Here is a 20187-nt window from a genome sequence, read left to right as displayed (position 1 = left end):
GCAGGCTACGACGTCACCCTCCCCGGCTCAATCGTTTCCGGCCGGCATGTCCGGTCGATCCAGTCTGCGAGCGCGGCAATGGCGCTGTCGGCCTGCGGCACCTTGCCGAACGCGGCGATGAACCCGTGATTGACACCCCGGACCGCCAGATGCTCGACTTGGCAGCCGTTGTCGGCAAGCAGCCCGGCAAAGGTCTCGCCCTCGCTGCGCAGGACATCCAGTTCGGCGGTGACGACAAAGGCCGGCGGCATGTCGAGCGGCGGCTCGGCGCGCAGGGGCGAGCAGCGCCAGTCCAGCCGGCTTGCCGGGTCCGGTGCATAGAGCCCGGTCGCCCATTGCATGTCGTCCAGCGACAGACCGACGGCACCGCTTCCGAACCGCCGATAGCTCTCGGTCTCGCCCAGCCGCGACAGATCGGTGACCGGATAGATCAGCACCATGCCGGCGACCTGCGGCTGCCCACGGCCCGCGGCAATCGCTATGGCACCGCCGGCACTGTCGCCGCCAACCAGAATTGCGGCCGGATCGGCGCCCATCGCCTCGGCCCGCGCCAGAACATGGCGCAGCGCCGCCCCGGCATCGTCGATCGCGGCGGGGAACGGGTGTTCCGGGGCCAGACGATAGTCCACCGACAGGACCATGATCCCGCAATCCGCCACCACTTTTCGCAGAATCGCGTCATGCGACTCCAGATCGCCCATCACGAAGGCGCCGCCGTGGAAATAGACCATCAGGGGCAGCATCGACTTACCCGAGGGCCGGTAGAGCCGCGCCGGGATCGGCCCCGCGTCGCTCTCGATCGAGACATCCCCGACCGCGAAGACCGGCGGCAAACGGGTCGGCGCCCCCTGACGGGAGCGGCTCAGCTCCCGCGCCTCCTCGATCGTCAGTTCGCTGTAACGCGGCCCCTGCAACCGTGCCGTAACGGCCTCGGCCAGGACCGGGTGCAGCCCGTCCCCCGCGCCGCGCCCGCTCATGTCACCCGCCCGCTTGCGGCTCTGGTATCCGGCGCCCGGCCTTGCTGGCTCAATCCAATTCCCCTTCGAAGGGCGCCGCAACCGCGACGCAGCAGTTGCCGGCGGTGACCCGACCCGGCTGGCGGCGCCCATAGACGACGCCGTCCGCAGCATATCGCAACAGTTCCGGTTGGCGAGAAGGGTCGCCCAGATTGTGGATGCATCCCGCCGCCTGGCCCGCGCTCACCTGGGTTCCAAGCGGATGATAGGGCTCGAAAACCCCGTTGCATGGCGACAGCAGATAGCCATCGTGGCCCGGGATGCGCAGGATCGCCTCCGGGCGCTCCGGCACCGGTGCGCCGCTGGACTCGGTGATTCCCAGATGCGCCAGAACGTTGCGCACCCCGCGCCGGCAGATCGCCAGCGCTTCGAGAGAGACGGTGCCGGCGCCCCCCATTTCGGTGCCGACGGTGATGAGCCCCGCCCGCACCGCCGTGGCGGTCGAGGTCCGCGGCTCGCCGAGATTGTCGATCACCACCGTCAGCGGTGCGCCGAAGGCGACCACGGCGGCGGTGTTGCGACGCCGCAGTTCCGGGTCGTGACTCGGCTCGATGATCGCGCTCGGCAGGATGTTGAGCGACGAGCCGCCGGAATGCAGGTCCAGATAGGCGTCGCCCATCGGCATCAGCACATCGCTGACATAGGCCGAGATCTGTTGGGTGATTGTGCCGCGCGGATCGCCGGGAAAGGTCCGGTTCAGGTTCAACCCGTCCACGGGCGAGGTTCTCTGCCCCGCCAGGACCGCCGGCAGATTCAGCGCCGGCAGGAAGATCAGGCGGCCGCTGACCTCGGCCGGATCGAGATCGCGGATCATCTCGCCCAGCGTGATCGGGCCTTCGTACTCGTCACCGTGATTGCCGGCCAGCAGAATTGCCGTCGGGCCGTTGCCGTTCTTGATGACGGCCAGCGGCAGCCGCGTGGCGCCCCAGGCATCGTCATGCGGCGAATGCGGAATGTCGACAAAGCCGACCTGCTTGCCATTGCGGTCGAAGTCGATCGTGGTATGCGCCGAAGACATGAGGCCCAGCTTTCTATGCAGTCATGAACAGGGGATCGGCAGGGGACCGCAGCCCCCTGCCGGAAGGTTTCGAAACAGGTTCAGAGAGGCTGCAGATCGGGCAGCGGGGTGCCCAGCCACTTCTCGGTCAGGGCAGCCAGCGAGCCGTCCAGCATCCCGACATGCACGAAGGTGTTCAGCCATTGCAGCAGTGCCGGGCTGTCCTGCCGAACCCCGATGTAGGTCGGGTTGAAGGCCATGATGAACTTCGGCTTCAGCTCCAGGCTGGGGTCCTGCATCATCATCACCTTGGCGACGATATCGGCGGTCGCGAACAGTTCGGCCTGACCCGAGGTGAAGGCCGCCGCAGCGGTCGCGTCGTCGTCATAGCGCTGAATCTTCGCGTTCGGCGCCAGTTTGGTCAGCAGCAGGTCCTGGGTCGTGCCGCGCGCGACGGCGATGGTCTGGTCGGTCAGATCCTCCGGTTTCGAGACCGGGATCGAGTCCGGCCCGAAGACGCCGCTCGACACCGCCGAATAGGGCGAGCTGAAGGCGATCTGCAACGCCCGCTGCGGGGTGGCGCCCATCACCGAGATCACGATGTCCAGCTTGCCGGTCAGCAGATAGGGAATCCGGTTCGCGCCGGTGATCTGCTGCAGTTCGAGTTCGACCCCCAGGGCCTCGGCGATGTTGTGGGCCATGTCCACGTCCAGGCCGACGGGCTGGTTGTTCTCGTCGTTCGACCCGAAGGGCGCGACATCCACCGGAACCCCGATCCGGACCTTGCCCGCCGACAGGATGTCCTGCAGGTCTCCGGCCGCGCCCGGCGCTGCCAAGGCGCTGGCCGCAAGCAGCCCGGCCGATACAATTCTGGTCAGTTTCTTGAACATCGCTTCTTCTCCCTTAAGCGGTTTCTTGGTTGGTTGTTCGTCAGTGCAGGACGGCGCTCAGAAAGCTCTTCAGCTCGTCCGTTCGCGGCGCCGACAGGGTTTCACGCGCCGGGCCGTCTTCGTGAATCCGGCCCTCGTGCATGAAGATCACCCGGTCGGCGACATTCCGGGCAAAGTTCATCTCGTGGGTGACGAGCATCATCGTCATGCCCTCTTCCGCGACGCTCTCCAGCACCCGCAGCACCTCTCCCACCAGTTCCGGGTCCAGCGCCGAGGTGATCTCGTCGAACAGCATCAATGTCGGCTGCATCGCCAGTGACCGGGCAATCGCGACCCGCTGTTGCTGGCCGCCCGACAGCTCGTCGGGAAAGGCCGACAGCTTGTCGGCCAGCCCGACCTTGGCGACCATGGCATGGGCAAGGCTGCGCGCGTCCTCGGTGCTCATCTTGCGCACCAGTTTCAGCGCCAGCATCACATTGCGCTCGACCGAGAGATGCGGGAACAGGTTGTAGCTCTGGAACACCATCCCGGCGCGGGCGCGCAGCGCGTTCAGGTCGGCGCCCGGGGCGGTCAGCTCGATCCCGTCCACCACGATCCTGCCCGACTGCACCAGTTCCAGCCCGTTGATGCAGCGCAGCATCGTCGATTTGCCGGAACCGGAGCGGCCGATGACGGCAACGATCTCGCCCTTTTCCAGCGTCAGCGAAATTCCCTTGAGAACCGGGACGGCGCCGAAACTCTTGTGAACATCCGCAAGATCAACGAGGGGCATGGTATTTCCTTTCCAGTCGCTGGCTGAGTTGCGACAGGCTGAAGCAGACAACGAAGTAGAGAACCGCGGCGATGCCGTAGACCGTCAGCGGCGCGAAGGTCGCCGCCGTGATGATCTGGCTGGCCCGGGTGAGTTCGACAAAGCCGATCAGCGCCGCCAGAGAGGTGTTCTTGACCAGTTGCACCAGGAAACCGACGGTCGGCGCGATCGAGATGCGGATCGCCTGCGGCAGGATCACATGGGTCAGCCGCTGCATGTAGGTCAGGCCGAGACTGGCCCCGGCCTCCCACTGACGCGACGAGACCGACTGCAGGCTGCCACGCCATATCTCGCCGAGAAAGGCCGAGGCATAGATCGACAGCGAGATCGAAGCAGCGACCCAGGCGTCGACATTGACGCCCAGGAGCGGCAGTCCGAAGAAGAACACGAAGAGTTGCCCCAGCAGCGGCGTGCCCTGCACCAGGTTGATGTAGCTCAGCGCCAGCCAGTTCGCCGGCCGGAAGGCCAGGGTGCGCAGGATGGCGACCAGCAGGCCCAGCAGCCCGCCGCCGACCGCGGCGACCAGCGCCAGCAGCACCGTCCAGCGCAGCGCTTCCAGCAGGAAGACCAGATCGTTCAGCGAGAATTCCCGGATCATCGGTGCGATCTCCGAACGAATACGGCCCAGTAGATCGCCGAGAACAGGGCCCGAAAGCCCAGGGTGAAAACCAGATAGGACAGGGTTATGAGGGTATAGACCTCGAAGGACCGGTAGGTCCGCGAGTCGATGAAGGCGGCTTGCCCGAACAGTTCGGTCACGCCGATGGAGGACACGACGCTGGTCGTGAGCATCAGCAGGACGAACTGGCTGGCCAGCGCCGGATAGATCGCCTTGATAGCGGGGAAGAGAACGACATGCCGAAAGGTCTGCGCCGCCGTCAGCCCCAGGGAGCGCCCGGCCTCGACCTGCCCGACCCGGACCGACTCGAACCCGGCCCGCAGGATTTCGGCACTGTAGGCGCCCAGGTTGATCGACAGGGCGATGACCGCCGCGGTATTCGCGCCCAGGCGCAGACCCAGCGACGGGAGACCGAAGAACACGATGAACAGCTGCACCAGCAGGGGCGTGTTGCGGATCGCCTCTACATAGACCCGCGCCGCCATCCGAATGGCCGGGCGGCTGCTCACGCGGCCGATCGCCACCGCCAGCCCGATCGCCAGCCCGAACAGCATCGCCACCGAGGCCAGCTGCAGGGTCAGGATGACGCCGCTCAGAATCTCCGGCATATAGGGCCAGAGAGCACTGAATTTGAAGTTGTAGTTCATGGGTGCGGAGCTCCCCCTCTGCACTCTATCAACGGAACCCAAGCAAGCTTGAGGATAGTCCTTGATGTCAAACGCTAGGAAACTTTATATATGACGTCAATGTTTATAAGTGAAATGTCTCCGTATGTCTGAAGATCGCCCGACCTACAGCGCACCCGCCCTTGAGAAGGGATTGGATATCCTCGAAATTCTGGCCCGGGAGGGGCGACCGCTGAACACAAGGCAGATCGCCGAGAAGCTTGGCCGATCGACCAGCGAAATCTTCCGGATGGTGCATGTGCTTCTGGATCGCGGCTATCTGCAGCGCGAGGATTCGGGTGAGGGGCTGACCCTGTCGAACCAGCTCTTCAGCCTTGGAATGCAGACTGCGCGGGCCCGCGATCTGGTCAGCGTCGCCGCGCCGATTGTGGAACAGTTCGCCGCCGAAGTGCGCCAAGCCGCGCATCTGGTCGTCGCCCATCGCGGCGAGGCGGTGATCATTGCGGCGGTATCGGGTGGCTCCGACATGAACTTTGCGCTCAAGCTCGGCTATCGCCGCCCGCTTGCCGATGCCCATTCCGGACTGGTGCTGATGGCCTTCCAGCCAGAGCATATCCGCAACCGGATGATCGCAGATTGCCAGCTTCTGATGGCCCTGCCCCCGGACCCCGCGACCCTGGAAGAAGCGATGCAGGAGGCCCGTGAACTGGGCGGGGTGATCCACGAAAGCCGCGACATCATCGGCGTGACCGACGTGGTCTGCCCGATCGTCATGCCCGACGGCCGCGCGGTGGCCTGCGTGACGGTGGCGGCATTCAGCCGGCGCAACAGCCCGCCCAATTTCGAGGCGATGCATGACCGGCTGAAGCTGACCTGCGCCAAGATCGCCCGCGAACTCGGCAGCTATACGCCCGAGCCGGACCGGCGATAGGACACCGACGCCCCGGCCTTGCCCGCGCAGTCACCCGGCCAGGAGACTCGGGCAGGCCGGTTCCGTCCTTCAGCGGACCACGTCCACTTCGACACGGCGCCCGACCTTGCCCGTGCCGTAAATCCGCACCTCGACCATCACCCCGCCGCGCAGCAGCGCCTTCCCGGCCGGGGCATCGATCCGGCCGTTGCGCACCATCCGCTCCAAGGTCGCCCGATTTGCCGCAACACCGAAATAGGGATCCCATTCGTCGCCCGGCTGCGACACACCGAAACGGTGGAAATTCGCCCGGTCCTGGCGCAGCACCTGCCAGGGCGCGGTCAGGCGCTTGCCTTGCGAATTGTACAGATCGTCCTGCCCGATAAAGGCGATGTAGCTGCCGATCAGGCTGTCGGCGCGGGTCGGGGTGGCACCGAGCCCCAGAAGCGGGGCCAGCGCCAGGACGACAGCCAGACGGCGGAACATTCGTTGCATGGCAAAGCTCCATGTGACCTGCCGGTCAGACTTGCACGGCGTCAGGCACCGGTCCAATGACAATGGTTGTCACGGTCCAACCCCGGACGCCGCGCAGCCTTCCGGCGCAGGGCGGTCCTAGCCCGGAGCCCGCATCAGCATCGGGCCGAGCTTACGTCCGGCCAGGATATGCAGGTGATAATGCGGCACGTCCTGCACCGCGGCCTCGCCGGCATTCGAGATCGTCCGGTAGCCACCCCCGCCCATCCCGGGCTGCACGCCGAGCTGGCGACAGATCTCGCCGGCCGCGCGATGGAAATCGACGATCTCGGCTTCGCTGGCTTCGAGACAGAAATGGTCGAAGCAGACATAGGGTCCCTTGGGGATCACCAGCACATGGATCGGCGCCTGCGGCTGGATGTCGTTGAAGGCCAGGGTATGCGCGGTCTCCAGAACCGTCTGGTTCGGAATCTCGCCGCGCAGGATCTTGGCGAAAATGTTCTGGTCGTCGTAGATATAGGCCATATCTGTCCCCGGTTTTCTGTCCTCAGTCGGTATACAGGTGCTCGGTCGCGGCGATCTCCTGCGCCTGTTCCAGAGGAATATCCAGAAACCGCGCCAGTTGCACGGCGTTCTCGTCCGGCGACTGGGTCTCGCTGATCCGATAGTAGTTCTCGAAATTGGCGTCCCTGATCCGGTCGCTTTCATGGAACACGTCGTTTCGGATCGTCGGCAACAGCCGGTCGATCGTCTCCTGGCTGGTCCGTTCACCCAGCAGCCCGACCCGCAGGGCATGGCCGGCGAGATACTCGTCGGTGAACACGCATTCGACTTCCAGCAGCTTGGTCACGCTGCGGTCCGAATAGAAATCGCGCAGCAGGTCCATGTTGTTGGGATCGAGCAGGATCAACAGCCGGTCGGTCTCGTAATAATCGAACAGCATCCGCATCAGCGCCCGGCGGTGCCTTGTCCGCTTGCCCAGCGTGGTCTGGATGCCGCCCAGATCCGGCAGAGGCGTCGCCTCCTCATCGAAGAGATAGGCCACCGACGGCAGGTTGACGGTCTGTCGGACGCGCTCCTGGAGCCGCTTGGCGACGTGCCATTTCTTGCAGACCACGATCATCAGCTCGCGGTCGCGTCCCAGCGTCGATTCGGTTTCCCAGAACCGCGGCGAGAACCGCCGCCCGATCCGGCCCCGCCCGGTCAGGAACCGGAACAGGCTGCGGCCCTCGTTGGAAATCCGGAAATCCGCCGTGTCGTCGGCGTAAAGCACGCCCAGCCGGTCCCGGAGCTGTGTCGCCTCGGGGCTGATCTTGCGGGCAAAGAGGTAATCCTGGCTGAGCAGCAGGTCGTAGTGGTCGTTGTAGAAGGTCACCGGCATGCCGTAGTCGGTGAACATCAGGAAGGTCAGGGTGCGGGTGCGGATCTCGGCTTCCGGCACCAGGTGGCGCACGATGGTCTGAAAGAAGGTTTCGTCCGGGATCCATGTGGTGCGGAAGAATCGCATCACGTCGCGGCGCTTCTTCACGAAATCCAGCACCGCCTCGATGGTCAGGCGTCGCAGGCACCACCACTGGCTGCCGATCATGATCTGCAGGTCGGCCGGAATCTCACGGCTCAGACGCAGGCGCCTTTGCAGGTTCATCGACGCGTAGAACAGTTTCTTGTGGGTGCGTTCATTGAAGAAATGCCGATAGATCAGCCGCTCGCCCTTGATCCCGGTCTTGATCCAGTCGGACTGGAAGAAGTCAAAGCTCTCGATGTAATCGGCCTCGTTGGCATCGAGAAAGCTGTGTGCATAGGCCGCCGACTTGATCGCCATGCAGTCGCCCGACACCATGTAGAAATGCGTTGCGCGGGGGAACTCGGCCACCGCCGCCTCGATCGCGTGGAGCGTCGCCTGCACCAGGCTCCATTCGCCCCAGCCGCATTTGACCCGCTTGCGGGCGAAGGTGACGTTCGGATTGTCCTTCAGGGCCTCGACGATGCGGTCGTAATCCTCGCGCTTCGCACGGGCATCGAAATGGATCGACATGCAGTCGCCGACAGCCGTCAGGCTTTGCGCCTGACGAATGATCGCGTCGGGGTCCTTGTGGCAAAGAAGAATGAAGGCGATTTTTGCCATTTTGGAACCGGGCGGCCTGTTTTGCCGTGATTGCTGCCTCACTTAACGTGAAGGAGCATTGAAGAGACAGAGATTTTTTGCTCTTTTCTGTCCATTGTCACCCAACCGCGGATGAAGGACGGTTCTGGGGACGCTTGGAGGCAGTGCATGGGTTTTCCCGGGACGTGGATGACGGAGAGCGAGAGCGTGGTGTACCGGGTGGTGCCGAAATGCGCCTGCTCGACCATCGGACAGATCATGTATTATTCGGATCACGGCAAGTTCTTCGATGGCGACATCCACGATTCCAAAACCGGCCTGCACAAGTGGAGCCAGGAGGCCAGCGCCCCGCTGATCGAGGCGAACGTGCAGGCGCACAAGTCCTATGCCTTCACTTGCGTCCGCAACCCCTATACCCGCATCCTGTCGTCCTTCTTCGACAAGATCTGCGGCATTCAGCGCAACGGCAAACGCTATCGCGGCAACCTTGTCCCGACGCTGATGCAGAAATACGGGGTCGAGGTCGGCGATCCCGAAACCAATTTCGAATTCGACCAGATCAAGAGCTTCCGCCGCTTCCTGCTGTTCACCCGCGACACCATCCGCTGGCGCCGCCCGATCGAGCCGGACATCCACTGGTCGGCCATGTCGGGCCATATCTCGACCTACATCGTCAACGGCGGGACCTATGACCACATCTTCTGGACCGAGGATTTCAACACCGGGATGCAGGTCGTTCTGGACAACATCGAGACCCCGGTGAAAGTCGATCTCAGCAAGGTTCCGCGCTTCAACGAAAGCGAGGGCCACGGGCCCAAGCGGGCGCATCCGGTCGAGGACTATTTCGACGACCTGTCGATGCATCTGGTCTACGAGATCTACAAGCGCGATTTCCGGCTGTTCAAATACGATTTCGAGAACCCGGCCAACAAGATGCCGACCGGCGAGATCGACCTGGACGAGGTCCACGCCAAGCTGGGTGACTGACGGGCTGGTCCCTCGGTTAGGCAGGCTTGTTTGCCGTGCTGGACAACGCCGCCTGCCGGACTAACCTGCGGCAGCGATGCCCAAGCTCCTCATCCTCGGCTCCGGCCCGAACGTGACCGACTGCCGGCACTGGCCCCGGGCGCCGTTCGACCGGATCGTGGCGATCAACAACGCCTGGCGGGTGCGCCCGGACTGGGACGATCTGGTGGCGCCCGAGGATTTCCCCGCCGAACGTCACCCACCGTCGCTGTCGCCGGGACAGAGGCTGATCGAGGCCGATGCCTTCGTGCCGGCGCAGAACGCCTATGGCGGCTTCGTCTATGCCGGGGGCACCATGGCCTTTACCGCCGCCTATTGGGCACTGCATGCATTGCGGCCCCGGCTGATCGCCTTTCTGGGCTGCGACATGGTCTATCCGACCAGCGGGGCGACGCATTTCTACGGCACCGGCACCGCCGATCCGCTCCGCGACGACATCACGCTGCGCTCGCTCGAGGCGAAATCGGCGCGGTTGATGATCCTGGCGGCACGGCAGGGCTGCCGGACCGTCAACCTGTCGCAGGAGAAGGAAAGCCGGCTGATCCTGCCCCGCGCCCGGCGCGAGGCGCTGGACGGGCCGGTGCAGAAATTCGACGCGCAACTGGTCAACAGGGCCCTGCGCCGGGAAGCCGAACTGGGCTACATGGTACCTTCGGGCCGGTACTGGGACGAGGCCGAATGGTTCAGCATTGACGAGATCGACGCGCTCGACGCCCTGTGGCTGGCAGCCGCCCGGGGCTGAGCGAAACGGAAACGCCCCGGCGAAGGAACCGCCGGGGCGCGAGATCAGGGCCGATCCGGGTGCAGACCCCTAGTGCACCCGTTTCGAGATATTGCCGTCACCGTCACGCAACGTGTCCTCGTCAACGACGAGGAAGAAAGACGGATCGGTCATCGGCTGTGTCTGCGGCGGATAGCCCGGAACCGTCATGGTCAGCTGGCCGTTCGGGATCACCGCAAAGCTTGTGTCGGTCTGCGGTTCGACCCGGTAGGTCCCGGTCGAGCGCAGCGCGATCTTCAGCGGCACGCCCTGGGTGGTGACCGTCAACGTGCCTTCCAGCACCATCGAGCCATCGGCGCCATAGGTGATGGTGCCGTTCAACACGCCCATGCCGGCATCCGGCACCGGAATCTCGGCGTTGTCGGTGCGCCATTTGCCGACGATGAAGGCCGCCGGGTCGAAGGCCGGCTTCTTGGGCTGCGATGCCTCGATCAGCTTGGCGACGTCATCGACCTTCGACGCCGCCTGCCAGTCGGCCATGCCTTCCTGCCAGACCACCGTCTCACCGGTCAGTTCGCCCGCCTTGACCTTGGCGACCAGTTCCTCGCGGCTGAACGGACCGGTCGTCTGGCCATTCACCGCGATGTAGACCGCCAGTTCCGGTTCGACCGGCGGAGGCGGAGGTGGCGGAGGAGGGGGAGGCGGCGGCGGAGGTGGCGGCGGGGTCGGCGTGTCGCCACCGGTCCCGTCATCGGCCTCGGCCCCGTCATCGGCATCAGTGCCGCCGTCATCCGCGACCGCGGGGCCGGCGGCGCCGGTATCGGCACCGGCCGCCTCACCGCCGTCAGCCGTGCCGCCGTCCGCCGATTGTGCCCATGTGCCGGACGGGCCGGCACCCAGTGCAAGGCCAAGGACCAACAGCCAGGCGACCAGGCGCCCCCGGCGGCCGTGTCCGGCCCGAGAATTGTGGAAATGCATCAAACCCCTCCAGAGCATCAAATAGGTGGAGACAGGCTAGCAGTGCTTTCCCCAAGGTCAAAATGACAAATGCCGTGGGCAACAGAGGTTCGTGCGCCCCGGACCTATCCCAGCAGCCCGGCCGACCGGAAGAGCGCCTTGACGTCGGTCTCGGCCCGGGCGCCGAAATGGCCGATCACCTCGGCCGCCGCGACGCATCCCATCTGGCCGCAGACCGCCAGCGGACGCCCTTCGGCCAGGCCATAGAGGAAACCGGCGGCGAACTGGTCGCCCGCCCCTGTGGCATCCACCGGCACAACGCGGTGCACCGGCACCTCGACGGTCTCGTCGCCACGCACCAGCACAACGTCGCTGCCCGAACGGGTGCAGACAACGGTCCCGGCATCCTGCGCGGCCTGTTCCAGCGCCGAGGAGAGATCGGTCTGATAGAGCGACTCCCACTCGTGTTCGTTGCCGATCACGTAGTCGAGTTCCTTGACCAGCCTGCGAAACGCATCCCGGTGCCGATCGACACAGAACGGGTCCGACAGCGAAATCCCGGCCTGCCCGCCCGCCGCCCGGCAGACCTGCGCGGCCCGGTCGAAGGCGGCCATGCCGCGCGGCTTGTCGTAGAGATAGCCTTCCAGGAACAGGAACCTTGTCTGCCCGGCCACGTCGTCCGGGACGTCCTCGGGGCCAAGCTCGGTGGAAATCCCCAGATAGGTGTTCATCGAGCGTTCGCCGTCGGGCGAGACAAAGATCATCGAACGCGAGGTCGGCAACGACCCGCCCTTGACCGGCGGATTGACGAAATCGGTGCCCTGCTCGGCCATGTCGGCGGCATAGCTCCGACCAAGCGCGTCGTCGTTGACCCGGCCGATGAAACCCGCCTTCAGACCCAGCGAGCCGATCCCGGCCACGGTATTGCCCACCGATCCCCCGGCCGCCTGGCTGCGCTCCTTCATCGCGGCATAGAGCAGTTCTCCGCGCTCGACCTCGACCAGTTGCATGATCCCCTTCTGAATCCCCATCAACTCCAGAAAGGCGTCATCCGCGGGACAGAACACATCGACCACGGCATTGCCGATTCCGACGACATCATAGCGTTTGCTCACAGGGTCTTCTCCTCATAGGGGCAGAGATCGCGGATCAGGCAGTCGGGGCAGCGTGGCTTGCGGGCGGTGCAGATATAGCGGCCGTGCAGGATCAGCCAATGATGCGCGTGCTGCTGGAACTCGACCGGGACATTGTCTTCCAGCGCGCGTTCCACCGCCTCGACATCCTTGCCCGGCGCGATGCCGGTGCGGTTGCCGACCCGGAAGATATGGGTATCGACGGCCTGCGCGGGGTGGTGGAACCACATGTTCAGCACCACGTTGGCGGTCTTGCGCCCGACCCCCGGCAGCGATTGCAGCGCGGCGCGGGATGAAGGCACTTCGCCGCCGTATTCCTCGACCAGGATCTCCGACATCCGGATCACGTTCCTGGCCTTCTGGCGATACAGGCCGATGGTCTTGATCGCCTCGGTCAACCCTTCGAGGCCGAGCGCCAGCATCTTTTCGGGAGTATCCACCTTCGGGAACAGGTCGCGCGTCGCCTTGTTCACCCCGGCATCGGTCGCCTGCGCCGAGAGCGCCACGGCAACCAAAAGCGTGTAGGCGTTGAGATGGTAGAGCTCGCCCTGCGGTTCCGCCTCCTGGGCGCGGAACCGGGCGAAAATCTCGCGGATCGTCTGATAGGGCAGTTGCTTGGCCATCCGCGACCCTATGCAATGCCCGGCGCAAAGGCGCAAGTTTCGGATCGTCCGAAGCGCGGCCCGGGGCTACCTTCGGGCAAAGAAGACAGATTATGGATGGGCTGCTATGGATACGCGCATGTCACCGACAGAGCCCGAGGGCTATCATTTCCACGTCATGCGCCGGGCGCTGGACGAGATCGACGCGGCGGGCGCCGGCCTGACGCTGGACGATCTGGCGGCACGGCTGAAGATGAGCCCGGCGCATTTCCAGCGCACCTTCTCGCGGTGGGTCGGGGTCTCGCCCAAGGCCTACCAGCAGTATCTCACGCTGGACAATGCGCGGCGGCTGCTGGCCAACAACTTCACCACCCTGGGCGCCGCGCACGAAGCCGGGCTGTCCGGCGCCGGGCGGCTGCACGACCTGTTCGTGAAATGGGAAGCGATGAGCCCCGGCGACTATGCCAAGGCCGGCGCCGGGCTGGAGATTGCCTGGGGCTGGTTCGAGGGGCCGTTCGGGCGGACCCTGGCGATGGGCACCGACAAGGGGATCTGCGGCCTGGCCTTCGCCGAAGAGACCGGCGACGCGGCGGCGATGGCCGATCTGCGCGGGCGCTGGCCCAAGGCCCGGTTCGTCGAGGCGCCCGAGCGGCTGGAAGGCTGGATGGCCGCCGCCTTCGGGCAATCGGGCGAGGCCTCGCTCTACCTGATTGGGGCGCCGTTCCAGATCAAGGTCTGGGAGGCGCTGCTGGCGGTGCCTTCGGGCCAGGTCACGACCTATTCCGAGATCGCGCGTTTCATCGGCCACCCCAAGGCGGTGCGTGCGGTGGGCACGGCAGTTGGCCGCAACCCGGTGTCCTGGCTGATCCCCTGCCACCGTGCGCTGCGCAAATCGGGCGGCCTCGGCGGCTATCACTGGGGCCTGCCGGTCAAGCGTGCCCTGCTGGCCTGGGAGGCGGCTCGGGCCGACGCCGGATGAACGCCCCGCTACCGGCGAAGGGCCGGCGGCAGCGATCACGCACAGGTTACAGGAATGCGCAAAATCACGCCGAGATCACGCGACTGTTGCTGCGGAATGTCACCAATCGGATATAAGCGCGGTAAGCATCAACATATTCATAGTCTGAGGACGCCATGACACTTCGCACCCCCATGTTTGCCGCCCTGATGGGCACACTGGCGCTGGCCGCCTGCACTCCGACCGATGTCGATACCGGCAATCCCCGGACCCGCACCGGCGAAGGCGCCGCGATCGGCGCGATCGGTGGCGCCCTGCTGGGGGTCGCGATGGGCGACGATGCCGAAGCCCGTCGCCGCGGTGCGGTGATCGGTGCCGCCGTCGGTGCCGGGGCCGGTGCGGCGATCGGCTACAACCTCGATCAGCAGGCCGCCGAACTGCGCAGCTCGATGGACGGCCGGATCCAGATCATCAACCAGGGCGACTACCTGATCGTGCGGATGCCGGAAGACATTCTCTTTGCCGTCGACAGCGCCACGGTCTCGGCGGGTCTGCGCAGCGATCTGGGTGCGCTGGCCAACAGCCTGCAACGCTATCCGAATTCGACCGTCGAGGTCATCGGTCACACCGACAACACCGGTTCCGCCTCGTACAATCTCGACCTGTCGCAGCGCCGCGCCTCTGCTGTCGCGACGATCCTGATCGGCAACGGCATCTCCTCGAACCGCATCCGCGCCATCGGCCGCGGCGAAGATCAGCCGATCGCGTCGAACCAGACGGTCAGCGGCCGGGCCCAGAACCGCCGGGTGGATATCTACATCCGTCCGAACTGAGCGCGACGCGCCCGATCGCACTAGACCGGCAAGGCCGCGGTTCGCACCGCGGCCTTCGTCGTTTACGGGCGCCGGACGCGGCAGGCGTTGTTCTCGGGCCCCGGGCAGCCTACACCAGATCCGCAGCACTACGGAAAGCACGATGCCGTTCGAAAAGGTCCAGCCAGAACGCCTGTCCCAAGCCGTGTCCCGGCAGATCGAATTGCTGATCCTGCGTGGAATCCTGCGTCCCGGTGAAAGACTGCCCGCCGAACGTGACCTGGCCGAGCGACTGGGCGTGTCGCGGCCCAGCCTGCGCGATGCCGTGGCGGAGATGTCCGAGAACGGCCTGCTGGAAACCCGCGCCGGATCGGGCATCTATGTCGCGGAAAGCCTGGGGGCGGTCTTCCCCGAACCGCTGGTCCGGCTCTTCGCCACTCATGACGAAGCGGTGTTCGACTACATCGCCTTCCGCCGCGACATCGAAGGGATGGCCGCCGAACGCGCCGCCCGTCTGGGATCGGACACCGACCTCAAGGTGATCGGCACCCTGCTCGTCCGGATGGAAACCGAACAGAGCCGGCGCAACGCCGCCGAGGAGGCGCGGCTGGATGCCGAGTTTCATCTCGCCATTGTCGAGGCCGGACATAACACCGTGATGCTGCACATGATGCGCTCGATGTTCGGGCTGTTGCGCGAGGGCGTGTTCTTCAACCGCCAGGTCATGTTCCGCCAGCGCACCACCCGCGCGGCCCTGCTGGAGCAGCACCGGGCGATCCACGCCGCGCTCGAGGCACGCGACGGTGACGCGGCCCGGGCAGCGGTGGAAGCACATCTCGACTATGTCGAACGCGCCTTGATCGACCTGCGCCGGGCCGAACGGAACGAGGCCATTGCCCGCCAGCGCCTGTCCCACGACAGCCCCTGATCCCGGCCTGCGGAAAACGAAAACCCCGGCACAACGGCCGGGGCTTTCAATTCTGTCGGGATCGTAAGGATCAGTGCAGTTTCGACGACACCGCCGCGATCGCATCGTCGATCATCGCATTGCTCTTGGCGGCGGTCATCTGCTTGGCCATGACTTCGCCCGCCACTTCGACCGCGATCTCGGCGGCCCGGTTGCGCACTTCCCGCACAGCGGCGGCCTGGGCGCTGGCGATCTGGTCTTCGGCCGAGGCCAGGCGGCGCGCGATCGAGACCTTCAGATCTTCCTTCGCCTTGTCGGCGGCGGCGGCTGCCTCGGCCTTGGCGGTCGAGATGATCCGGTCGGCCTGCTCCTGCACATCCTTTTGCTTGCGCTCGTAGCTGGCCAGGATCGCCTGCGCCTCTTCGCGCATCTTGCGGGCCTCGTCCAGCTCCTTGCGGATCGTCGCGGCACGCTGGTCCAGCATCCCGCCCAGCTTGCCCGGAACCTTCAGGTAGACCAGCACCCCCACGAAGATCAGGAAGGCGATGATGATGATGAAATGCGGGTTCTGCAGCGAGAAGAAGGACCCTCCGCCGTGGCCGCCGGCAGCAGCGGCATGTTCGGCCACTTCGTCGCCTTCGGCCTGCGCCGCCAACGGCGCCATCACCGCGAACAGTGCCGCGATATGGGCCGAGACGCTATACGAGATATGTCGGAACAGTGTCATGGCTACCCTTTCACCCGGGCGTCAACCAGGGCCTCGACCGTCTTGGCATCGGCCTCGGCCCCCAGGATCGCGACGATCTCGGTTGCCGTGGCCTTGGCCACCTCGCTGATCGAACCGGCCGCCGAGGCGCGGATCGCGGCGATCTGCTTTTCAGACTCGGCGGTCTTCTCGGCGATCTCGGCGTCGGCGCGGGCGGTTGCCTCGGCCAGGTCGGCCTTGATCGCGTCACGCGCCTCGCCGACAATCCTGTTCGCCTCGACCCGGGCTTCCGCCAGTGCCTTCGTATAGGCGGCCTCGGCCTCCTTGACCTTCAGCGACAACTCTTCCGCCGCAGCCAGATCGTTGGTGATCGTCCCCGAGCGTTCCGCCAGCACCGAGCCGATCCGTGGCAGGGCGATGCGAGACATCACCCACCACAGTGCCACGAGGGCCAGCAAGAGCCAGAAAATCTGGTTCGCAAAGGTCGAGAAATCGAGCTGCGGCATCCCGGCACTGCCGGATTCACCGGCTGCGTGAGCGCCCGCTTCAATCGCTTCTGTCGCCATGTCGTCCTCCGTGGACCGCAAGACCTGCCAGGCCGGGCGAAACCGCCCGACCCAATTCTGTTATTCGCGCGATCAGAGCGCGAACATCAGCAGCAGGGCGACCAGGAACGAGAAGATGCCGAAGGCTTCGGCAAAGGCGATACCGATGAACAGCATCGCGGTCTGGCCGGGGGCCGCCGAGGGGTTGCGCAGAGCGCCGGACAGGAAGTTGCCGACGATGTTGCCGACGCCGACAGCCGAGCCGCCCATGCCGATACAGGCGAGACCGGCACCGATGAATTTGCCCAGCGCTGCTGCTGCTGCGAGTTCCATATCTATCTCCTTAACGCGGTGTTGGTTGGTGTTGGGTGGAGTTCGTGAATTCGGTTCGGGTCCGGCCGTCAGTGCTGCGGATGCAGCGCATCCTTCAGATAGACGACGGTCAGAATGGTGAAGACGTAGGCCTGCACGAAGGCGACCAGCAGTTCCAGCGTGTACATCGCTGCGATTGCCACGATCGAGACCGGCGAGATCAGCGCCACGGCGGCAAAGCCCGCGAAGACCTCGAACACGGCGTGGCCAGCCATCATGTTGCCGGCAAGACGTATGGAGTGGCTGACCGGGCGGACGAAGTAGGACATCACCTCGATCACCGCCAGGAAGGGCCGGAGCGCGAGCGGCGCGGCGCTGACCCAGAACAGACCCAGGAAGGCGGCACCGTTCTTGACGAATCCGATCACCGTGACCGAGACGAAGACCAAGAGTGCCAGCACGCCGGTGACAGCGATATGCGAGGTGGTCGCGAAGCTCATCGGGATCAGCGACAGCATGTTGGCCGTGACGATGAACATGAAGACCGTCATGACATAGGGGAAGTATTTCAGCCCCTCCTTGCCCGCGATGTCCTCGATCATCTTGTGGACGAAGCCATAGGCCAGCTCGGCCACCGACTGGACCCGCGACGGCACGATGGCCCGGCCCCTGGTGCCGAAGACAAACAGCAGGATCACGCAGACCACCGCAATCGCCATCCAGAGCGTCACGTTGGTGACGGTGTAGAAGGACAGACCGTGGTCTTCCCCGCCGCCGAACAAAGGCCTTACCGTGAACTGCTCCATCGGGTGGATTTGCAGCCCGCCTGAGCTTTCCGCACCGTCCGCCATCTACGTCCCCTCGTTTCCCGGCCCGCCGGGAGGTCCCGCCTGCAGCTCCTTTGCCGAGCGCAGCATTACTCTGACCCCGGCCACGAAGCCCAGCAAGGTGAACACGACAAGGAAAATCGGAATGGTGCCAAAGACCGCATCCAGCCCGTATCCTATGCCGAACCCGATCAACAGACCGGACACCAGCTCGGTCACCATGCGCCAGCCCAGCTGAGCCGTCGAATGATGCTCCGCGCCACGCGAGGCGGGCTCCTTAGCCCCCTTTGCCGCTTCGATCCGCTTGGTGAGCGCGTCCAGGCGCGCCTTGTCTTCCGGTTCGAGCACAACAGACCCCGCAGGTCACTTGGCGGGGTTCTATGGAGCAGGGCCGTCCGAGTCAAGTTGCCGTGATACCTCCGACGAAACCATGCAACATTTTGTTTTAAAACGAAAAGTGACGCACCCCGGGTTCCGGCGTTCTGGCAAGGCCCGTGATGCGGGGGCAGAGCATATTAAACCGATCGGTTGACGGTTCGCCCGCCGGAGCGTAGCTGAAATCCCATGCAAGCCTCCCTCGACGCGATCTTCCAGGCTCTTGCCGACCCGACCCGGAGGGCGATCCTGCTGATGCTTCTGGAGGACGACATGGCGGTCACCGATGTCGCCGAACCCTTCGATATGTCGCTTGCGGGGATTTCCAAGCATCTGACGCTTCTGGCCAACGCGGGGCTGATCGCACAGGAAAAGCGCGGCCGGGTGAAGTGGTGCAAGCTGCAACCCGAAGCGATGCGCGCCGCCTCGGTCTGGATGCAGAGCTTCGGACAGTTCGAGCCGGTGGATCTCGACGCTTTCGAACGCTTTCTGGAGGTGGAACTGGCCGATATCGACAGCCCTCCGGACAGCGCCGCCGAGGAAAGCTAGGCGCTGCGCCGGATCGTCGCCACGCCCAGGGTCGCCATCCCGGCAGCGGCCAGAAAATAAAGCGCGATGACCGGCATCTGGTGCGGGAAGTCGATGCCGTGGTCGATCAGCAGTCCGGAGACACCCGGCCCGATGGCCGAACCGAAAACCATGACAGCCGCGATCAGCGCCTTGATCGAACCGAGATAGCGGGTGCCGTAGACCTCGGCCCAGAAGGCCGACGGCAGGGTGGAGGAAATCCCGTTCGCCAGTCCGAGCGCAACCATGGCCAGCGCCGCCTGGGACAGTGAATCGGCATACCAGAGCATCCCGAAGCCCAGTGCGAAGGGCAGCATGTAGCCCGAGATCATCCGCGTCGCGCCGAAACGGTCGATCGCCCAGCCGGCGATGAGCGAGGTCGTCACCGAGCTCAGCGTGAACAACGGAAACAGGGCGACAAATCCGGGATGGCTCCAGCCTTTCACCTGCGCCAGATGCACCTGCTGGAAGAACAGCGACGTGATCCAGGCCGAGGGCCCCAGCAGCATCGGCACCATCAACCAGATCAGCGGGTTCCGCAGCGCGTCGCCACGGGTCCAGTGGCGTCCCTTCATCCCGGCGACGGCATCGTCACCGGCTTCCGAGCGCGGCTGCCTCTCCTGCGTCAGCAGCCAATGGATCACCGGCACCATCATCACTGTCAGCACCGCCGCGACAACCCAGAGCAGCCGCCAGGGCATGATGACCAGCAGCGCCACGAAGAGCACCGGCAGCACCGCCTGCCCCGTGGCAAAGCCCAGGGCCGCAATCGACAGCGCCCGCCCCCGGTTGGCGGCAAACCAGCGCGCCATCGAGACAATGGTCAGCTGGCTGGTCATCCCCTGACCGAAGAAGCGCAGCGCGAAGATCACCGGCACCAGGATCCAGACCACGCCGCGGCCCGATCCGGGCAGCGCCGCCATCGCCAGGCAGGACAGCGCCAATCCGCCAAGGACGAACGGCGCCAGACGGCGGACCCGGAAGCGGTCGGTCAGCGTCCCGGCCCAGACCATCGCCAGAGCCGATGCCGTCGTGGCCAGCGTGTAGAGCAGCCCCCATTGACCGTCGGTCAAAGCCGCAGCCGCCATGATCTCCGCAGCGAAGATCGAGATGAAGAAGGTCTGGCCATAGCTCGAGGTCAGCGCCAGCAGGAATCCGGCGCCCAGCCACCGGGCGTTCTCACGCAGGAAAGTCAGTGTATTCATGTTCGGGTGCTCATGGGGCGCAGGTGTTCACCAATTTGCGCCCGAGGGAAAGTCGAAACGATCCTGCATCCGCCCCTGTCCCGCCGC

The 20187-nt window shown here is 65.1% G+C and carries 25 protein-coding genes; 7 read left to right on the top strand and 18 right to left on the bottom strand.

Going from position 1 to position 20187, the window contains the following annotated elements:
* Window positions 1-5: 5 nt before the first annotated feature.
* The 6 genes from NUW50_RS16990 to NUW50_RS16965 form a co-directional block, all read right to left on the bottom strand.
* Window positions 6-977: an alpha/beta hydrolase gene (locus NUW50_RS16990; protein WP_258290351.1), complete on the bottom strand. Its 972-nt coding sequence runs from the start codon at window positions 975-977 to the stop codon at window positions 6-8.
* A gap of 49 nt (window positions 978-1026) precedes the next feature.
* The gene (locus NUW50_RS16985) at window positions 1027-2034 is read right to left on the bottom strand and encodes a succinylglutamate desuccinylase/aspartoacylase family protein (RefSeq protein WP_258290350.1); all 1008 of its coding nucleotides are present in this window, start codon (window positions 2032-2034) and stop codon (window positions 1027-1029) included.
* Window positions 2035-2114: 80 nt separating this feature from the next.
* Window positions 2115-2903 (bottom strand): transporter substrate-binding domain-containing protein, encoded by a 789-nt coding sequence (locus NUW50_RS16980; protein WP_258290348.1) that lies wholly within the window; start codon window positions 2901-2903, stop codon window positions 2115-2117.
* Window positions 2904-2943: 40 nt separating this feature from the next.
* The gene (locus NUW50_RS16975) at window positions 2944-3675 is read right to left on the bottom strand and encodes an amino acid ABC transporter ATP-binding protein (protein WP_258290347.1); all 732 of its coding nucleotides are present in this window, start codon (window positions 3673-3675) and stop codon (window positions 2944-2946) included.
* Entirely contained in the window at window positions 3662-4312 is a 651-nt protein-coding gene (locus NUW50_RS16970) for an amino acid ABC transporter permease (RefSeq protein ID WP_258290346.1), read from the bottom strand. The genes NUW50_RS16975 and NUW50_RS16970 overlap by 14 nt, the downstream gene beginning before the upstream one ends.
* Complete coding sequence (locus tag NUW50_RS16965; RefSeq protein WP_258290345.1) at window positions 4309-4980, bottom strand: amino acid ABC transporter permease; 672 nt, start codon at window positions 4978-4980, stop codon at window positions 4309-4311. The genes NUW50_RS16970 and NUW50_RS16965 overlap by 4 nt, the downstream gene beginning before the upstream one ends.
* 124 nt (window positions 4981-5104) lie before the next feature.
* Between NUW50_RS16965 and NUW50_RS16960 the strand changes: the two genes are divergently transcribed.
* Window positions 5105-5890, top strand: coding sequence for an IclR family transcriptional regulator (locus NUW50_RS16960; protein WP_258290344.1), 786 nt, complete (start codon window positions 5105-5107; stop codon window positions 5888-5890).
* A 69-nt stretch (window positions 5891-5959) separates the two neighbouring features.
* Here the strand turns inward: NUW50_RS16960 and NUW50_RS16955 are convergent, their stop codons facing one another.
* The 3 genes from NUW50_RS16955 to NUW50_RS16945 form a co-directional block, all read right to left on the bottom strand.
* Entirely contained in the window at window positions 5960-6364 is a 405-nt protein-coding gene (locus NUW50_RS16955; protein ID WP_258290343.1) for a hypothetical protein, read from the bottom strand.
* Between the two features lie 117 nt (window positions 6365-6481).
* Window positions 6482-6868, bottom strand: a complete 387-nt coding sequence (locus NUW50_RS16950; protein ID WP_258290342.1) for an HIT domain-containing protein — start codon at window positions 6866-6868, stop codon at window positions 6482-6484.
* A 22-nt stretch (window positions 6869-6890) separates the two neighbouring features.
* A complete protein-coding gene (locus NUW50_RS16945) occupies window positions 6891-8468 on the bottom strand; it encodes a beta-1,6-N-acetylglucosaminyltransferase (protein WP_258290341.1) in 1578 nt (525 codons plus the stop codon).
* Between the two features lie 147 nt (window positions 8469-8615).
* Between NUW50_RS16945 and NUW50_RS16940 the strand changes: the two genes are divergently transcribed.
* Both NUW50_RS16940 and NUW50_RS16935 read left to right on the top strand, forming a co-directional pair.
* On the top strand, window positions 8616-9434 hold the full coding sequence (locus tag NUW50_RS16940) for a sulfotransferase family protein (RefSeq protein ID WP_258290340.1): 819 nt from the start codon (window positions 8616-8618) through the stop codon (window positions 9432-9434).
* Window positions 9435-9510: 76 nt separating this feature from the next.
* Window positions 9511-10215, top strand: coding sequence for a hypothetical protein (locus tag NUW50_RS16935; protein WP_258290339.1), 705 nt, complete (start codon window positions 9511-9513; stop codon window positions 10213-10215).
* Window positions 10216-10284: 69 nt separating this feature from the next.
* On the opposite strand, the gene NUW50_RS16930 is transcribed toward NUW50_RS16935, so the two are convergent.
* The 3 genes from NUW50_RS16930 to nth all read right to left on the bottom strand — a co-directional run bounded on the left by NUW50_RS16930 (window position 10285) and on the right by nth (window position 12907).
* Window positions 10285-11172, bottom strand: a complete 888-nt coding sequence (locus NUW50_RS16930) for a DUF4339 domain-containing protein (RefSeq protein WP_258290338.1) — start codon at window positions 11170-11172, stop codon at window positions 10285-10287.
* A gap of 104 nt (window positions 11173-11276) precedes the next feature.
* Entirely contained in the window at window positions 11277-12266 is a 990-nt protein-coding gene (locus NUW50_RS16925; RefSeq protein WP_258290337.1) for an adenosine kinase, read from the bottom strand.
* Entirely contained in the window at window positions 12263-12907 is a 645-nt protein-coding gene (gene nth / locus NUW50_RS16920) for an endonuclease III (RefSeq protein ID WP_258290336.1), read from the bottom strand. The genes NUW50_RS16925 and nth overlap by 4 nt, the downstream gene beginning before the upstream one ends.
* 118 nt (window positions 12908-13025) lie before the next feature.
* Between nth and NUW50_RS16915 the strand changes: the two genes are divergently transcribed.
* The 3 genes from NUW50_RS16915 (at window position 13026) to NUW50_RS16905 (ending at window position 15584) form a co-directional block, all read left to right on the top strand.
* Window positions 13026-13865: a bifunctional helix-turn-helix domain-containing protein/methylated-DNA--[protein]-cysteine S-methyltransferase gene (locus NUW50_RS16915; RefSeq protein WP_258290335.1), complete on the top strand. Its 840-nt coding sequence runs from the start codon at window positions 13026-13028 to the stop codon at window positions 13863-13865.
* A gap of 155 nt (window positions 13866-14020) precedes the next feature.
* The gene (locus tag NUW50_RS16910) at window positions 14021-14677 is read left to right on the top strand and encodes an OmpA family protein (protein ID WP_258290334.1); all 657 of its coding nucleotides are present in this window, start codon (window positions 14021-14023) and stop codon (window positions 14675-14677) included.
* 142 nt (window positions 14678-14819) lie between these two features.
* A complete protein-coding gene (locus NUW50_RS16905; protein ID WP_258290333.1) occupies window positions 14820-15584 on the top strand; it encodes a FadR/GntR family transcriptional regulator in 765 nt (254 codons plus the stop codon).
* Window positions 15585-15654: 70 nt separating this feature from the next.
* Here the strand turns inward: NUW50_RS16905 and NUW50_RS16900 are convergent, their stop codons facing one another.
* From NUW50_RS16900 to NUW50_RS16880, 5 genes are all read right to left on the bottom strand, one after another.
* Complete coding sequence (locus NUW50_RS16900) at window positions 15655-16290, bottom strand: F0F1 ATP synthase subunit B (RefSeq protein WP_258290332.1); 636 nt, start codon at window positions 16288-16290, stop codon at window positions 15655-15657.
* A 2-nt stretch (window positions 16291-16292) separates the two neighbouring features.
* Window positions 16293-16835, bottom strand: coding sequence for a F0F1 ATP synthase subunit B' (locus NUW50_RS16895; RefSeq protein ID WP_258290331.1), 543 nt, complete (start codon window positions 16833-16835; stop codon window positions 16293-16295).
* A gap of 72 nt (window positions 16836-16907) precedes the next feature.
* A complete protein-coding gene (locus tag NUW50_RS16890; RefSeq protein WP_258290330.1) occupies window positions 16908-17147 on the bottom strand; it encodes a F0F1 ATP synthase subunit C in 240 nt (79 codons plus the stop codon).
* Window positions 17148-17215: 68 nt separating this feature from the next.
* Window positions 17216-17977, bottom strand: coding sequence for a F0F1 ATP synthase subunit A (locus tag NUW50_RS16885; protein WP_258290329.1), 762 nt, complete (start codon window positions 17975-17977; stop codon window positions 17216-17218).
* A complete protein-coding gene (locus NUW50_RS16880; RefSeq protein WP_258290328.1) occupies window positions 17978-18301 on the bottom strand; it encodes an AtpZ/AtpI family protein in 324 nt (107 codons plus the stop codon).
* A 216-nt stretch (window positions 18302-18517) separates the two neighbouring features.
* Between NUW50_RS16880 and NUW50_RS16875 the strand changes: the two genes are divergently transcribed.
* Window positions 18518-18877, top strand: coding sequence for an ArsR/SmtB family transcription factor (locus NUW50_RS16875; protein ID WP_258290327.1), 360 nt, complete (start codon window positions 18518-18520; stop codon window positions 18875-18877).
* On the opposite strand, the gene NUW50_RS16870 is transcribed toward NUW50_RS16875, so the two are convergent.
* Window positions 18874-20100, bottom strand: a complete 1227-nt coding sequence (locus NUW50_RS16870) for an MFS transporter (RefSeq protein ID WP_258290326.1) — start codon at window positions 20098-20100, stop codon at window positions 18874-18876. The two genes, NUW50_RS16875 and NUW50_RS16870, sit on opposite strands and share 4 nt — an antisense overlap.
* Window positions 20101-20187 lie beyond the last annotated feature (87 nt).

The organism is Frigidibacter sp. ROC022, assembly GCF_024723735.1.
Taxonomy (GTDB): domain Bacteria; phylum Pseudomonadota; class Alphaproteobacteria; order Rhodobacterales; family Rhodobacteraceae; genus SLM-1.
Note: the sequence above shows the minus strand (reverse complement) of the source record. Positions and strands in the feature narration are given on the sequence as shown.

Bases quoted from the DNA above. Each gene is read 5' to 3' on its own strand.
- NUW50_RS16990 (WP_258290351.1), bottom strand. From the start codon at position 977: ATGAGCGGGCGCGGCGCGGGGGACGGGCTGCACCCGGTCCTGGCCGAG.
- NUW50_RS16985 (WP_258290350.1), bottom strand. From the start codon at position 2,034: ATGTCTTCGGCGCATACCACGATCGACTTCGACCGCAATGGCAAGCAG.
- NUW50_RS16980 (WP_258290348.1), bottom strand. From the start codon at position 2,903: ATGTTCAAGAAACTGACCAGAATTGTATCGGCCGGGCTGCTTGCGGCC.
- NUW50_RS16975 (WP_258290347.1), bottom strand. From the start codon at position 3,675: ATGCCCCTCGTTGATCTTGCGGATGTTCACAAGAGTTTCGGCGCCGTC.
- NUW50_RS16970 (WP_258290346.1), bottom strand. From the start codon at position 4,312: ATGATCCGGGAATTCTCGCTGAACGATCTGGTCTTCCTGCTGGAAGCG.
- NUW50_RS16965 (WP_258290345.1), bottom strand. From the start codon at position 4,980: ATGAACTACAACTTCAAATTCAGTGCTCTCTGGCCCTATATGCCGGAG.
- NUW50_RS16960 (WP_258290344.1), top strand. From the start codon at position 5,105: ATGTCTGAAGATCGCCCGACCTACAGCGCACCCGCCCTTGAGAAGGGA.
- NUW50_RS16955 (WP_258290343.1), bottom strand. From the start codon at position 6,364: ATGCAACGAATGTTCCGCCGTCTGGCTGTCGTCCTGGCGCTGGCCCCG.
- NUW50_RS16950 (WP_258290342.1), bottom strand. From the start codon at position 6,868: ATGGCCTATATCTACGACGACCAGAACATTTTCGCCAAGATCCTGCGC.
- NUW50_RS16945 (WP_258290341.1), bottom strand. From the start codon at position 8,468: ATGGCAAAAATCGCCTTCATTCTTCTTTGCCACAAGGACCCCGACGCG.
- NUW50_RS16940 (WP_258290340.1), top strand. From the start codon at position 8,616: ATGGGTTTTCCCGGGACGTGGATGACGGAGAGCGAGAGCGTGGTGTAC.
- NUW50_RS16935 (WP_258290339.1), top strand. From the start codon at position 9,511: ATGCCCAAGCTCCTCATCCTCGGCTCCGGCCCGAACGTGACCGACTGC.
- NUW50_RS16930 (WP_258290338.1), bottom strand. From the start codon at position 11,172: ATGCATTTCCACAATTCTCGGGCCGGACACGGCCGCCGGGGGCGCCTG.
- nth (WP_258290336.1), bottom strand. From the start codon at position 12,907: ATGGCCAAGCAACTGCCCTATCAGACGATCCGCGAGATTTTCGCCCGG.
- NUW50_RS16915 (WP_258290335.1), top strand. From the start codon at position 13,026: ATGTCACCGACAGAGCCCGAGGGCTATCATTTCCACGTCATGCGCCGG.
- NUW50_RS16910 (WP_258290334.1), top strand. From the start codon at position 14,021: ATGACACTTCGCACCCCCATGTTTGCCGCCCTGATGGGCACACTGGCG.
- NUW50_RS16905 (WP_258290333.1), top strand. From the start codon at position 14,820: ATGCCGTTCGAAAAGGTCCAGCCAGAACGCCTGTCCCAAGCCGTGTCC.
- NUW50_RS16900 (WP_258290332.1), bottom strand. From the start codon at position 16,290: ATGACACTGTTCCGACATATCTCGTATAGCGTCTCGGCCCATATCGCG.
- NUW50_RS16895 (WP_258290331.1), bottom strand. From the start codon at position 16,835: ATGGCGACAGAAGCGATTGAAGCGGGCGCTCACGCAGCCGGTGAATCC.
- NUW50_RS16890 (WP_258290330.1), bottom strand. From the start codon at position 17,147: ATGGAACTCGCAGCAGCAGCAGCGCTGGGCAAATTCATCGGTGCCGGT.
- NUW50_RS16885 (WP_258290329.1), bottom strand. From the start codon at position 17,977: ATGGCGGACGGTGCGGAAAGCTCAGGCGGGCTGCAAATCCACCCGATG.
- NUW50_RS16875 (WP_258290327.1), top strand. From the start codon at position 18,518: ATGCAAGCCTCCCTCGACGCGATCTTCCAGGCTCTTGCCGACCCGACC.
- NUW50_RS16870 (WP_258290326.1), bottom strand. From the start codon at position 20,100: ATGAATACACTGACTTTCCTGCGTGAGAACGCCCGGTGGCTGGGCGCC.